This is a genomic window from Bradyrhizobium sp. 25ACV (genome assembly GCF_054863005.1).
On record NZ_JAVAYO010000002.1, the window covers coordinates 414,219 to 428,704 of the forward strand.

At 57.9% G+C, this 14,486-nt stretch carries 10 protein-coding genes and 3 pseudogenes; 8 read left to right on the plus strand and 5 right to left on the minus strand.

Annotated elements, in window-relative coordinates; translation table 11 throughout:
* Nucleotides 1–24: 24 nt before the first annotated feature.
* From RAD04_RS05720 to RAD04_RS05735, 4 genes and pseudogenes are all read right to left on the minus strand, one after another.
* A pseudogene (locus RAD04_RS05720) lies at nt 25–266 on the minus strand (transposase); the annotation flags it as partial.
* Between the two features lie 342 nt (nt 267–608).
* Nucleotides 609–2,294, minus strand: coding sequence for an MFS transporter (locus RAD04_RS05725; protein ID WP_461622968.1), 1,686 nt, complete (start codon nt 2,292–2,294; stop codon nt 609–611).
* Nucleotides 2,291–2,683, minus strand: a complete 393-nt coding sequence (locus tag RAD04_RS05730; protein WP_461622969.1) for a hypothetical protein — start codon at nt 2,681–2,683, stop codon at nt 2,291–2,293. The genes RAD04_RS05725 and RAD04_RS05730 overlap by 4 nt, the downstream gene beginning before the upstream one ends.
* 314 nt (nt 2,684–2,997) lie before the next feature.
* On the minus strand, nt 2,998–3,474 hold the full coding sequence (locus RAD04_RS05735; RefSeq protein ID WP_461622970.1) for an Lrp/AsnC family transcriptional regulator: 477 nt from the start codon (nt 3,472–3,474) through the stop codon (nt 2,998–3,000).
* Between the two features lie 154 nt (nt 3,475–3,628).
* Between RAD04_RS05735 and RAD04_RS05740 the strand changes: the two genes are divergently transcribed.
* The 7 genes and pseudogenes from RAD04_RS05740 (at nt 3,629) to RAD04_RS05770 (ending at nt 12,727) form a co-directional block, all read left to right on the plus strand.
* Entirely contained in the window at nt 3,629–4,012 is a 384-nt protein-coding gene (locus RAD04_RS05740; RefSeq protein ID WP_461622971.1) for an aldehyde dehydrogenase family protein, read from the plus strand.
* Nucleotides 4,013–4,054: 42 nt separating this feature from the next.
* Nucleotides 4,055–5,458 carry an aminotransferase gene (locus RAD04_RS05745; protein WP_461622972.1) on the plus strand — a complete coding sequence of 468 codons (1,404 nt, stop codon included), beginning with the start codon at nt 4,055–4,057 and terminating at the stop codon, nt 5,456–5,458.
* A 252-nt stretch (nt 5,459–5,710) separates the two neighbouring features.
* Entirely contained in the window at nt 5,711–7,150 is a 1,440-nt protein-coding gene (locus RAD04_RS05750; protein ID WP_461622973.1) for an aldehyde dehydrogenase family protein, read from the plus strand.
* A gap of 45 nt (nt 7,151–7,195) precedes the next feature.
* Nucleotides 7,196–8,479: a methylaspartate ammonia-lyase gene (locus RAD04_RS05755; RefSeq protein WP_461622974.1), complete on the plus strand. Its 1,284-nt coding sequence runs from the start codon at nt 7,196–7,198 to the stop codon at nt 8,477–8,479.
* Nucleotides 8,476–9,627, plus strand: a complete 1,152-nt coding sequence (locus tag RAD04_RS05760; protein ID WP_461622975.1) for a CaiB/BaiF CoA transferase family protein — start codon at nt 8,476–8,478, stop codon at nt 9,625–9,627. The genes RAD04_RS05755 and RAD04_RS05760 overlap by 4 nt, the downstream gene beginning before the upstream one ends.
* Before the next feature lie 641 nt (nt 9,628–10,268).
* A pseudogene (locus tag RAD04_RS05765) lies at nt 10,269–10,772 on the plus strand (helix-turn-helix domain-containing protein); the annotation flags it as partial.
* Nucleotides 10,773–11,062: 290 nt separating this feature from the next.
* Entirely contained in the window at nt 11,063–12,727 is a 1,665-nt protein-coding gene (locus RAD04_RS05770; protein WP_461622976.1) for an ABC transporter substrate-binding protein, read from the plus strand.
* Between the two features lie 71 nt (nt 12,728–12,798).
* Here the strand turns inward: RAD04_RS05770 and RAD04_RS05775 are convergent.
* Nucleotides 12,799–13,014: pseudogene (locus RAD04_RS05775) on the minus strand (IS3 family transposase); the annotation flags it as partial.
* A gap of 501 nt (nt 13,015–13,515) precedes the next feature.
* On the opposite strand from RAD04_RS05775, the gene RAD04_RS05780 reads away from it, so the two are divergent.
* Nucleotides 13,516–14,451 (plus strand): Rid family hydrolase, encoded by a 936-nt coding sequence (locus tag RAD04_RS05780; RefSeq protein ID WP_461623180.1) that lies wholly within the window; start codon nt 13,516–13,518, stop codon nt 14,449–14,451.
* Nucleotides 14,452–14,486: the final 35 nt, after the last annotated feature.

Consider the following 14,486-nt stretch of genomic DNA (forward strand, 5'->3'; position numbering starts at 1 on the left):
AAGCCTCACCGGATGCTTACGAAGCCGCTCCGAGCGGATCGAATAAAACGCCTGCAACAGCATCGCCCGCAGCAGCTTCTCCGGCGGGATCGACGGCCGCCCAATCGGCGAATAGAGCGCGGCAAACTCGTGCTCCAGTGCTCCAGCGCCGACAGCGCTTCGTTCACGATCGTCCGGATCGTCCGCAGCGGATGATCACGCCGTACCCGCGCCTCCAGGTCAACGCAGCTGAACAGCTCGCCCGTTCGATCGTCGCTGTCGCGCACACACCACCTCCGAATCTCGTCGGAGCCAATGATCACGGCCACGATCGGCGGCGAGCGCCCTTTTCAACGGCCTGCTAGGTTCTTTCGACTAGACGAAACTCTTCGTCGTAACTCGATCGGCGCGGGCGTTCAGTACTGGATACGTTGAAACTGCATTCGCTAAATGAGTTGAGGCTAGACTAAAGGTCAGTTCCTAACGGCTGCCGATACCAACAGGCGATCCATGGTTCCGTGCTGTAGCGAATCCTTCACACTTGCCCCGGCGGGTTGTGGGAAGGTGCATCATCTGGCCGAGCGCACACGCGCAACCTTCGATTCAATAAGAGCGAGGCTTCCCTGCAACTACTGCTCATCGCCACACTTGTAGATGCGGAGCATCATTTCGTTCGCGCCACGATCGGCCACGTCTCCCTTCGAGCGCACCGATCCGAACGGGCGCTCAAGCATGCGGCGGACGCGCGTGGGCTCAGGGCCGAGGTGGAAAGCAATCGCCTGCTGTTCAATTTCGCGCTCCGACCGCGTCGAGCGGTTGCGCTGCCGCAAATAATCGAGCCATGTTGGGCAGTGATAGCGCTCGGTCCACAATTCGGGGTCGGCGATGTTGCGGGCAATCGACCAGCCATAAGCACCGTTGCGTTGGCGGAACAGCTGTACGTCCTGCATCACGGTGTGGAAGGCCCGCGCATTCTCCTGCGCAACCCTGTATTCGATCTCAACCACCAATGGGCCGCTACGTCCGGTGAGGGCCAGCCGTACTTCGGGATCCGCTAGCACCTCCGCCTCGTCGCGCCGCGCACCGATGCGCGGAACAGGCAGCCAGAGACCCAAAAGGGGCGAGACCAACATTAGAGCGGCCGAGACCAGGAGCGCAGTTTCGACTCCAGCGGAATCGGTCAGATAACCCCAGCCCCAACTGCCGACTGCAATCCCCCCTGAGCTCGCCGCTTGATAGGCTGCCAGCGAGCGCCCTGTCACCCACCTCGGCGCCGCCAGCTGCACGCTAATGTTGAACAGCGCCCACGCCAGCATCCATACAGCCCCGGCGAGAACAAGCGCGGCTGCCGTCACCATCAGCTCGCCGCTGAGTCCCACTGCGGCAATCGCTCCGGCCATGGAAAGCGCGCAGGCGCGGATCGCCGCCTCACCACTCATGCGCCTCCGGACTTCGCTGACACTCAGCGCACCAATGACCGCACCGAGGCCAAAGGCGCTGAGCAGGATACCATAGGTCTGGGCATCGCCCTGCAGGAGATCGCGCGCAACTAGCGGCAGTAACGCAATGATCGCGCCGCCGATCACGCCGGTTACCATGGAACGAATTAGAACAATCTTGATCGAGGGTGAATTGGCGATATAGCGCACGCCGGAAACGATGGCACGGTTGAGTTTTTCAGGCGGCAGATGCGGGGGCTCGGAAATGCGTTTCCATAGAAATAGCGCAAGCATTAGCGGTAGGTAAAGCAGCGCATTAACAGCGAAGGCCGCAACTGCGCCGGCGGTCGCAACGACAATGCCGCCGATCGCCGGGCCGACACTACGCGCGGTATTATAGCTAATACTGTTTAACGCCACAGCCGCAGGAAGTGCTTCTAATGGTACCTGCTCAGTGACTGAGGATTGCCAGGCCGGATCCATCAACGCCGCGCCGATCCCGACGACGAAGCACAGGGCCAACAACAAGTTCGGCGTGACTAAGCAAAGCCAAGCGAGCATCGCCAGGGCAGTCGCGCCGGCGAGCGCGATAGCGAGTGAGACCAGCACCACGATGCGCCGGTCATACATGTCGGCAATTGCGCCTGCCGGAATCGAGACCAGCATAACCGGTAGCATCAGCGCGGTCTGGACCAATGCGACCTTGTCAGCCGACGATGTCATCTGCATCATAGCCCAAGCCGCGCCAACTCCCCGGATTAAGGCGCCAAGATTGGACAGCAGGCTCGCCAGCCAGATGCGCCGGAAGCTAGTGTGGCGCAGTGGTACGATGATCCCATCAGCGCTGAATGACCGAGGTTTGACCAAATCGATCATCTCGGCTCCAATGGCATGATTCTGGACCAGATCGGCGATAGTCCGGAAGATTTGGTCAATAGCGCCTGGCCAAGCGCTTTTTCAGCGCCGTCTAGCTTGTGCAGCTTGCATTCAAGGGCCTCATGACGCTGGTCAACGGCCTCAGGTATTCCTGTTGATTCGCAATCGCCTCTTCGCGCGCGAAACTCCGTCTTTCCGCCTGTGATACGGAAGTCCAAGCTCCTCTTGCGGTGTCTTGTCAATTTGGCCGGCATAGCAGCGCCATCGCCCGGATCGGGCGATATGGTGTCCCATTTTTGATGACAGCTTCCCGCGACCTGGTACGGCAAACCCTGATCGACCGCGGTATTGACTTCGAAATTGATGCCGCTGGCGTAGCGGATAAACATGACATTGACGTCACGGCCGTTTGAGATGGTCCCTGTATGATTAGCTGACCCCCAGATAAAGCTCTCAAATCGCCGAATTCCTGTGCTTTGAAGAGAGTCATCAGTGGATGGGTAACGCGACCGAATGAGACACGATCTTGGTGGTCCTGATTCTGTTCTGAGTCGAATCCGAAGAGAACTCAGCTCAAATTCGAGCAGCATAGGATAGAGGAGGAACGGTGCGTTTTTTTCCTGTTCTAGGGCGCGTTAGCGAGGAAAAAGTGCGCAACCGCACGAATCCCGCGGAGCGCGTGAGACGCCAATGCTGATTTTGCTCAATCCCCCGGCGGGGCCTCAATTGGGATAGCAAAGCTCACCTTTACGCGATCTACGATGACCATCGTCTTAAAGCCCTTGATGTTTGGATTTTCATAGAAGAACTGCCTCGTGAATTGCTCATAATCCTCCATGCTGTGCGCGGTAATGTACAGGACGAAGTCTGCGTCGCCAGTGACGTAAAATCCATTGACGACTTCAGCTGACGACTTGATAGCTTTCTTAAACTTATCGATGATATCTGCACGCTCCCGCTCCAGGCTTACCATCACAAGCATCTGAATAGACCTCCCCACCGCCTTGGGCGAAACGATCGAGACATCAGCCTCGATGATGCCCTCCGAGCGGAGCCTCTTCAATCGCCGTTGGCACGCGGTAGCGGAAAGTCCCGCCATTTCGCCAATCACCTCGGACGTTAGACGATTGTTCTTTTGTACGATCTCGAGGATGCGGGCGTCTGTTCGATCGTACTGCATAGTCGGCTCCAGCCTTTCAGGTGAATTGCGGCGTCAAATGCCTCTGCGATGCAGGAAATACTCCGAAGCGCGGGACATACGGCGCACATATGTTCGCAACATCAGTATCCTGAATGCATAGGCATTTCAACAAATGGCCGCTTGGAACGCGCAAATGGTCTTTCAAACAGTTCGGCAGTCGGTGCCGAGATCGCAGCAAGCGGCTGGCCCGCTAGAAAATAGCTTTATGAAAGCTGCCGTACTTGCCGATGATGTTGGGGACATGCGGATCGGCAAGGAAGACGCCTGCGGCCGGGTCGCGGGACTCTTGCCTTTCGATGACGAGGAAGAGGTCCTCGCGCGCCCAAACAGTTTGGAAAGGTGCCAAGGTGGCTACGCCTATCCGCAAAAGCCTAGTGTCGTCATGCGGCTCGCGGGCTCGCTTGAATGCGGCATGTTCGCGACTACCCAAATCGACGGCGCTGGCCTCTTTCGGAGGATGAAAACAGTCGAGCGTCGTTCCGTAAAGGCCCGAAATGTGGTCTTCCCGAGAATCTAGAAACCCAAACACGTCCGCCCGGCGATTGAGAGGAAGTGCAGAATGACCATTGATATCAAAGAAATCAGCGAGAAGGACAAAAGGTCCGTCCTACATCCTTTCACGCATCTCAAGGATTTTGCGACTGGCAAGCTTGGGGAGCCAACGATCGTCGAAACCGGTAAGGGCATCCGAATTCAGGACGCTCACGGCAATGAGCTGATTGACGGTTTCGCCGGCATGTATTGCGTCAATGTTGGCTATGGGCGTACCGAAGTGGCTGAGGCAATCTCGCGGCAGGCCTATCGTCTCGCGTATTATCACTGCTACGCGGCGCACACGACAGACGAGCTCGCGATCCTCTCCGATCGTCTCGTCAAAATGGCGCCAGGAAAGATGAGCAAAGTCTTCTACGGCATGTCCGGCTCCGACGCCAATGAGACGCAGGCAAAGCTCGTCTGGTACTATAACAACCTTCGAGGTAAGCCGAACAAGAAGAAGATCATCTCGCGCGACCGCGGCTATCACGGCTGCAGCGTCGTTTCCGGTTCGATGACGGGTATGAGCTTTTACCATGACTATATGGATCTTCCGCTGCCGCACATTGTGCGGACCGGTGTTCCGCACCACTATTGGGGCGCGAATCCAGGGGAGACCGAGGGCGAATTCTCTGCGCGTCGCGCGGTTGAACTTGACGAGCTCATCGAGCGCATCGGCCCAGACAATGTTGGCGCCTTCATCGCCGAGCCGGTGCTCGGCACTGGCGGCATTACGCCGCCGCCGGAAGGCTACTGGAAAGCAATCCAGGCTGTGCTCAAGAAGCACGACGTTCTTCTGATCGCCGACGAAGTAATCACCGGCTTCGGCCGCACCGGGTCAATGTTCGGCTCTCAGCACTACGGTATCGAACCCGATCTCATCACTGTCGCCAAGGGTTTGACTTCCGGTTACTTCCCTCTTTCCGCTGCGATCGTTGGCGAGAAGGTCTACAAAGTCTTCGAAGACGGTGCTGACAAGGTCGGTGCATTTTCGCACGGCTACACTTATTCGGGTCATCCAATCGGAGCCGCTACGGCAAATGCCGTTCTCGACATCGTCGAGAAGGAGAACCTTCCTGGCAATGCCCGCGAGGTAGGTGTCTATTTCCAAGCTCAGCTAAAAAAGAAGTTCGCGCAGCTGCCGATCGTCGGTGAAGTGCGCGGGGTCGGGTTGATGGGCGCTATCGAGTTCGTCAGCGACCGCGATAGCAAGAAGCGTTTCGACCCATCCCTCAAGGTTGGTGCTCGTGTGTCCAAGGCAGCCCGCGACCGCGGCCTGATCGCGCGTCCTATGCCCCATGGCGAGATTCTCGGTTTCGCTCCGCCGCTCGTGACCAACAAGGCTGAAATCGACGAGATCATCTCGATTACTGAAAAGGCCATCCGCTCCGTCATGGACGAGCTCGTCCGTAGCGGTGAAAAGATCTAGCGAATGGCGGCCGGAGACCTTCGGCCGCTATCTCCCAGAGCTTACTGCCAACGATCTCCATTCGTTGCGATGGCGCTGGTCGCTTTGGGTTGACATCGCGGGATGACATCGATGTCGCGGGTACCGCGATCCAGCCGAAGCTGACGCTGATGGTCGAGAAGACGGTGATCCTCAGCCTTAGGCTAGCGGCAGGTTAATCACCGGCGTTTGTAAACAGCATGAGATGGTCAACAACAGAGCGGCGATTGACGTATGTCCGATAGCGTAAACTACAAGCTCTTTATCAATGGAACGTGGCGCACAGGCGGTTACGGCAACGACCTTGCCCTCGTCAATCCTGCCACCGCGCAGGCATTCGGGCATGTCGCTGTCGCTTCCGCGTCCGATCTCAATGATGCTTTGACGTCGGCAGAAGGCAGCCTGCTGCGCTGGTCCAGCACACCAGCCCACAAACGGGGGGCGCTTCTCGTTCGCGCCGCACAAATACTGAAAGGAAAGATCGAACTCGCGGCATCAGCACTTTCCAGAGAGCAAGGGAAGACTGTGGCCGAAGCGAGAGGCGAGTATGCGCGTGCGGTCGAAACCCTCGAATGGAATGGTATTCATGCGGAGGAATTGTCGGCGCCAATTTCGATTGATCAGAAAAGGATGATCGTGCCGGAAGCGATTGGTGTTGTTGCTGCATTTTCACCTTGGAACTACCCGGCCGTCCTCAACGCCCGGAAACTTGCCGCTCCTATCGCGGCCGGTTGCGCGGTCATCCTGAAAGCGGCGGAAGAGACTCCAAGCGCTGGCGTCTACCTAATGGAAGCCTTGGAGGAAGCAGGGATTCCAGCCGGAGTAGTAAGCCTGGTTTTCGGTCATCCGCCAATGATCTCCGAGCATCTGCTCGGTTCCCCTATCGTCCGAGTTCTGTCCTTCACCGGCTCGACGCCGGTTGGCAAACAGCTTGCGAAGATGGCAGCGACCAATCTGCAGCGATGTGTTCTAGAGCTTGGCGGCCACTCCCCTGTCGTAGTCTTTGAAGATACAGACGTCTCAAACGCGGTTTCTGCAATATCCGAATACAAATTCGAGTGCGCGGGTCAGAGCTGCAACGCGCCAAACCGCATTCTAGTCGCGCAATCGATTTATGAGGATTTCGTGTCAAAACTCGTTGATGCCGCAGAAGGGATCCGGATCGGTCTGCCCGACGACCCAGCGACGGACATGGGCCCGATGGCGAATGCGAGACGAATCGAGGCAATGGAGCGCCTAACGAAGGACGCCGTCAGTCGCGGAGCAAAAGTTGAAACAGGTGGTAAGCGCCTCAACCGACCAGGGTTCTATTGGGCACCTACTATTCTGACCAACGTCCATCCCGACTCGCAGATACTTTGCGAAGAACCTTTCGGGCCGGTCCTCACAGTTGCTCCGTTCGATACGATTGAAGAGGCAATTGAGGGAGCCAACGCCACTGAATTCGGGTTGGCATCCTATGTCTTCAGCGACTCCGCTGACGTTCAGAAAAGAATGATCCGCAGCCTTTCTGCGGGTACTATCAGCGTGAACTATCTCAAGGGCGTGTCCGCGGATGCGCCGCTCGGTGGCATCAAACAGAGCGGTTATGGCTACGAAGGTGGAGTGGAAGGGTTGAGGGTATTCCAAAACCTAAAACTCGTTAATTCAGCCAATGCCCTGGCTATCGGTTAGGCGCCTACGGGCGGCAGATAACGACGAACCTAGATTGAGTACGCAATGAGAAACTCCGCAACGGTAAAAGATGTCGTTTTGGCTCCCGGGAACGGTAGCTTCTTCTATGACGATCAAGCTGCAATACGAGCCGGCGCCGCCCAGGACGGTTTTCTCTATGTAGGCGCTCCTGTGACGCCTGGATTCACCAGCATCCGCATGCCGGCGCGTTCGCTCAGCATCGGTCTTGTCTTGTCGGACGATGTCATCGTGTGGGGCGACATGATGAGCGTGCAATATTCAGGCGCCGGCGGACGCGATCCGGTGTTTGAAGTCGCGGCAATTGAAGCCCTTACTAGATCTGTTGTCATCCCACGACTTCTATCGGCCGACGTGTCTAACTTCGTCGGTGCTTGTAAACATGCCCTCGCATACCACGAGGATAAACGTCTGCCCCTGGCAATCGAATATGGCGTGAGCCAGGCGTTGCTTCGGGCTGCCGCACATTTTGCGCGGATTACACTTGCTGAGGTGATCTGCTCTGAATTTTCTTTGCCACTGCCGGAGCGGCCGATTCCGATCTATGCTCAGAGTGGCGATTCAAGAGAACTCAATGTTGATAAGATGGTCCTCAAGTCTGTGGATGTTCTTCCACATGGATTGATCAACTCTCTTGAAAAATTCGGCCCTTCGGGCGAGACGTTTCGCAACTTCGTCAGGTGGGTCGCTACGCGCACGAGAGAAATCGGCGGGCCCGGATATCATCCCATCCTGCATTTCGACGTTTACGGTTGGATTGGTCTCGAGATCGGCATGCAAGCGGAAAAGATTGCCGATTTCATCGCGCGGCTGGCGGATGACGTCCCCGGTTACCGGCTTCACATCGAATGCCCGGCAGACTTTGGGTCCACGGAGGCACAGCTGCGCGAGTACGCCAAGATCGTCGCACTTCTCGATGCGCGTGGCACAGAAGCCCGGGTCGTGGTTGACGAGCAATGCAATACCCTTGAGGATATACGCCTCTTCGCCGAAGCAAAGGCGGCTCATCTAATTCAGATCAAAATGCCTGACGTGGGTTCGATCGCCGATACTGCGAGGGCTGTGTTGGTTTGTAAGGAAAATGGGTGCGGTGCGTATGTTGGCGGAAGCTGCACCGAAACAGACTTGTCGGCCAGGGTCACGGTCAACATCGCAGTTGCTACGCAGGCGGACATGATCCTTGCAAAACCTGGGATGGGCGTCGATGAGGGCATCTCCATTGTAGGGAATGAGCAGAGCAGGTTACTCTCCATTCTCAGCTACCGACGTTCGAAAAACGCCATTCGGAATGTTAATGCGGCATCAGCATGAGAAAGCCCCTTGAAGGTATTACGGTCGTTGCTGTCGAGCAGGCGGTGGCTGCGCCCTATGCTTCTTCCCGGCTTGCGGATGCTGGTGCACGTGTCATCAAAGTCGAGCGGCCCGAGGGCGACTTTGCGCGAAATTACGATAAGCTCGTTCAAGGCCAGAGCGCCTATTTCGTTTGGTTGAATCGTGGGAAAGAATCGATCTGCCTTGACCTGACGGTCGAGCAGGACCGCGCAGTGCTGGATGGGATGATTGCTCAGGCGGATGTCTTCATTCAAAACTTGAAACCTGGCAGCATCGGCAAGCTTGGTTTCGGCTCCGCAGTTCTCCGCAAACGCTTCCCCCGTCTGATAACCTGTGACATCTCCGGGTTCGGTGACGGCGGCGCCCTGTCGCATTTGAAAGCGTATGATCTAATCGTGCAAGCGGAGACCGGTCTCTGCGCTATCACCGGGACAGCGCGTGGACCGGCTCGGGTCGGAGTCTCTGTTTGTGATATTTCAGCCGGTATGACTGCTCTCAACGCGATCTTGCAGGCGCTGCTGCTGCGTGAGCGCACCGGGGAAGGAGCAAGTATTAAGGTATCGCTCTTTGATGCCATTGCGGACTGGATGAACGTTCCAGTGCTTCAGTTCGACTATAGCGACTACCACACTGCACGAGCGGGTGTGAACCATCCCTCTCTGGCGCCCTATGGGGCATACAGTTGTGCGGACGGCAAAGACATTATCTTCTCCGTCCAGAACGACCGCGAATGGGTCAATTTCTGCACGAAATTCCTTCAGCGGCCAGAACTCATCCGACGGACCGGGTTCGCTGATAATATGGCGCGAATCAGCAACAGGGCAAATTTGGATGAAATCGTCGTTCAGCGGTTTGCGCAACTCTCGAGCGAGCACGCGATGCGAGAGTTGGAGGCGGCCGGCCTCGCGTACGGGAGGCTCAACCAGATAGAGGACGTATCACGGCATCCGCATCTGCGACGCGTACGTGTATCTACGCCGGAAGGCGATGTTCGCGTGATCGCGCCGGGCGCAATCTTTGACGAAGAGAATGCTCCGGAATTGGGACCTGTTCCCGCTCCAGGAGCCCATTCTGTGGCCTTGCGGAAGGAGTTTGGAAATTCCCACCGGCATCGGACGGCCGACTGACTCAATTGACCTTATGCGAGACCTTCGAAGTTCATGGTACAAACTTCAAGCAGTTTCCAAGTGCGCCACGTTCGAAAGTGTGAGCGAGCCGGTCGGTCTCGTGGTTCTCGGTAGCGACGCGGGGCAGGCTTGATCATTACGCCATTAGCGAACGCAGAAGCCCTTTTTGGATGCCATAGTAGCGTCGGTGAAGTAGGCACCCTTCGCCTCGACAACAATCCATAGGTTTGACCTAAACCGTATAGCAAAGGCATCCAGTGCGCGTTCAGCTACCATCGCCGTTCCGGTGGGAATTCGCCGCGAATGTTTGCCTTCGGTTCTTCATGGCTGCTGAGAGACATGACTGGCCGATTGTGGCGCGAGGCAACCGCTTAAAAAATGCCGATGGATAACAACATCACCGCACCAATCGAGATATTGGCAAAGCGCCTTTTCAATCGGGGCGCGAAGATCTGGAAAGCATCAGGCAGCGTTTGAACCGAGCTGACCTATATCCGGTCGAAGGTGCGGATCTCGATCGATGTCGCCCGGGATTCCGAGATGATCTCGCCCACCCATTCCGGGATGATGTCGCCCGGGTGACGAGGTCTCTTCTGGCTCCCATAGGGTCAACCCTTTCGGCTTTGCGAAGGGGGACTTGGATGCCGACGGAGAGGCTTGCGATGCGCCGTGTGCGCGATGTGATCAGGATGAAGACGGCCGGGCTGCCGAGCCGCGAGATTGCGCGACGGGTGGGCGCCGCGCCATCGACGGTGCGGCTGACGATCCGGCGGTTTGAGGCTACGGGCTTGACCTGGCCGTTGCCGGACGAGTTCACGACGCGGTTCTGGAACTCCGCCTGTTCGCCAAGACCGGCAATGGCAACCGGCAGGGTCGCCGCCGCATCGCCGAGCCCGACTGGGCAACCGTTCACCGAGCTCAAGCGCAAGCACGTGACGCTGTCGATCCTGTGGGAGGAATACATCGCCGCCGAGCCGGAGGGATACCGGTACTCGCGCTTCTGTGAGCTTTACCGCGCCTAGGAGGGCCGCCTGTCGGTGACGATGCACCAGGCGTACGCAGTCGGCGACAAGCTGTTCGTCGACTGTGCCGGCGACGGCGTGCCGGTGGTGGTCAATCGCGTCAGCGGTGAGCGATCGCCCGCTGTTCGCCAAGCTTGTCGAGGGCCGCTGGGTCGACGACTACGTCAATCTCCTGATCTGCGGTCCGGCCGGCGTCGTCAATCATGCCGCGAACTGACGTCCTGACCTGCCACCGCATCGAGCGATGCTTGGCAAGCCACTTCAAATTCAGCGGCGAAATCCATCGATAACAAGGGCTAGAACGCAGAAATTAAGCGTCAACGTCGGGTTGGTTGCATCACTCAATATAAACGTGTGGTTACTATCGAGGGGGACACGTGTCCCGTAGGTCACGACACAACGAAACGGGAATCATGAAAAAAGCTTTGCCGTTGCTCGATGAGCTTCGCTCCGGCCTCTCACCTCTCGAGAACCATCTGATTGACGGCGTTGTCGATGGCCGTGTAAGCCGTCGGGAGTTTATGCGGCATGGCAGCGTGATCGGTCTGTCGCTGCCGTTTCTGGGACGAGTTGCTCTGACAGCGGGTGTGGGTGCGTCGCCTACGCTGGCTCGAGCAAACGTTCAGCCTGGCGCAACGATCCGGATTGCCTGCGACGGGCCGATCCAGGCAGTCGACCCCATCGTGGTCGGTGATACTGGCGGCATTGTAATGATCCAGCAGGTCGGCGAGTTCCTATGCATCGACGGAACTGACCTAGTGCTAAAGCCTTGCCTCGCAACAAGCTGGAAGCCCAATCAGGATGGCACTGTCTGGACTTTTCTACTCCGTAAGGGCGTCAAATTCCATTCCGGGAGCGAGATGACGGCTGACGACGTCGTCGCCACCTTCGATCGCCTAACCGACCCAAACGTTCCTTCACCTGCGGGCTCGGTTTTTAGCGGCTTCTTGCGGAAGGGCGGTACTCGAAAGGTGGACGACTATACTGTAGCATTCCACCTCGATGCGCCGAACGGCAACTTCCCTTATCTGGTATCGTCGGATAATTACAACGCGATCATCCTACGAGCATCCTTTGCTGGTAATTTCGAGCAGAACTGGGATGGGACCGGTCCGTTCAAAATCGAAAAGTTTACAGCAAGGGTTGGCGCCAGTTTCGTGCGCAACGAGAACTATTGGGGGCCCAAGGCATTGCCAGCTCGTACCCAATTCGTATTCTTTACCGATATTCAGCCGCAGATCCTCGCATTTCAGAGCGGCGAAGTCGACGTCATCCTTAAGCTGCCTGCGCTTGCCGGCGTCTCGCTGTTGAACGATCCGACCGTCGACATCATCAGCGTAGAGTCTGCGGCGCACGAGGCGGTGAGCATGCGCTGCGACACGGGACCGTTCAAGGATCCACGCGTCCGGCAGGCGGTGGCACTATGCCTCGATCGGGAAAAGCTGGTGCAAGGCTTGATGAGAGGCCATGCAATTATCGGCAATGATAGCCCATTTGCTTCCATCTATCCCTCGACAGACCAGACAGTACCGCAGCGCAAGCGGGACATTGCGCGGGCCAAGGAACTAATGAAGGCTGCGGGGATGGAGAAGGGATTCCAAGCGCCGGTCGTGGTCCTGAATTGGCAGGAAATTCCGCAGTATGCGCAGCTCATCCAAGCCTGGGTAAAAGAGATCGACATCGATCTCAAGTTAAACATCATGAATTGGAAGTCGGCTATCGGCGATAGGGTGTTCGGCAGATCACCTTGGCTCGATTCCGCGATGTCTTTTATGGTTTGGGGTGCTCGTGGCGTGCCGAACTTTTACCTTTCGAGCATACTGCGTAGCGAGGGTCCGCGCAACGCCGCACACTTTAAGAACACGCGGTTCGACACGCTGGCCAGCAGCTATATAGCCGCCATTGATTTTGAGGCACAACGGGCGACTGCCGGCGAAATCCAGCGGCTTCTGCTTGAGGAAACGCCCCAGCTATATGGGTACTTCTTTAGCCAATTAGCGGCAGTCAAGAAGGGCATTGTCGGCATTGAGACAGATGCGCTATCTCATCTGTTCCTGCAAAGCGCAGGGAAGGCATGAGCGAAGCATCCTGGAACAGGCATATACCTGTTCTCAACCGCGCCGGGTTTGCCGAAGGCCATTGGTTTAAGTTACGCCGCCATGGCGGGTTGTTCGAGCATGGCGGAGTAGCGTTGTTCGGCCTCCGCCGGCGGGATGTTGTCGATGGGCTCCAGGAGCCGCCGGTTGTTGAACCAGTCCACCCATTCCAGGGTCAAGAACTCGACGGCTTCGAAGCTGCGCCATGGTCCGCGGCAATGGATCACCTCGGCCTTGTAGAGACCGTTGATGGTTTCGGCGAGAGCATTTCTACGGCAGTGGCCTTGCACCAAAGATGCGTGCCTATCCGGCACCAGCCTAGGACCATTGGAGGCAATTATCGTGTTAACAAGAAATATGGCTCGCGCGTGTGGACTGCGCTCAAGCGCCGCCTCGATCGCATCAGCGCGAAAGACGCGATCTGGTGGTCCGCCGAGGCTTCAATTGATGTACAGGGAAGCGAATTGGGGAGGGGCATGATGGCACCGATCACTTGGAATTTGCCGATTGCCGATGCCCACCATTTGTCTGCCAGCGCGGGCGCATTGAGCTTCGTCGGCGGCGCCGGTGACTTCGATGCAGCGGGACGGATTCGCCATCCTGGCGACCTCGATAGGCAGATCGAGGGCGCGATGATGAATGTGACGGAGGCGCTTGCTACCGAATCTTGCACACTCCAAGACGTGGTGCGGCTCAAGGCTCATTACACCGCCGAGCGCGACGACTGGGAGGTGATTGCGGCGATGGCCCGCTTCTTCAAGGCAGATCCCATGCCTGCGATCAGCACGGTGCCCGAGCCCTTGCAGCCGTTTTCCGGCCAGACGATCCAGATTCAGGCCATCGCTCAGCGCGGCTGGCGGACGCACGCCGATATCCGAGCTGTGCCCCGCCCGGTTCCGCCGCAGAGACATGCTCTCTTCGCCGGCCGGCCGGTGACGGCTGGCCTGCGCGCTGGCGAGTTCATCACCGTAGCCAATCGTACGGCCGAGGATGCCGATGGCGTGGTGCGCCATCCCGACGACGGTGTGGCCCAGACGCACTTTATCATGGAAAGGCACGCGGAGACATTGGCTGCTCTCGGCGCCTCCTTCCAAGACAGCGTCAAGCTGGAAGGCTACCACTTTGGCAGCATCACACGCGAGCAATGGGTGCCGTTCGCCAAGGCGCGGGCGAGCTACTTTCGCGAGCCGGGGCCCGCGGGGACCGTGGTCCCCTGCCACCGTCTCAATCCAAAGGGGGCGTTGACCAAGGTCGAGGTCATCGCCATGCGCCAGCTGCGGAACGGCTTCGACAAATATATCCCGCGCGAGGACCATTGGCCGGAGCGCGTGTGGGATTGGTCGATCCCCGTGCCCTACCGCCAAGCCATCCGGCTGCGGGATACGGTGTGGCTCGGCGGGCAGGTGCCCCAGAGTCCTTACAGCAACAAAGCGGTGCGCGTCATGGACGGCCAGCTCATGCCCCAGACCCGCTTCACGATGAGTTATGTCCAGGACCTCCTGCGCCCCTTCGGCCGGACACCCGCGGACTTGAAGCTCATGGTCTGCTATTTCGCCTCGACTGGCACCGAGGCCGAGACGATCGCTTTTACCAGGACCCTCGCCGACTGCGTAGGCGGGGCGCTTCCGCCGATGACGCTCGTTCCAGAGCCCACGTTGCACAGTTCTGGCGGTACCGTTGAGATTTGGGGCGTGGCGCAGGGCTGAAGCGCTTTCGCCGAGCAAGGACATCTTTGAAGGGT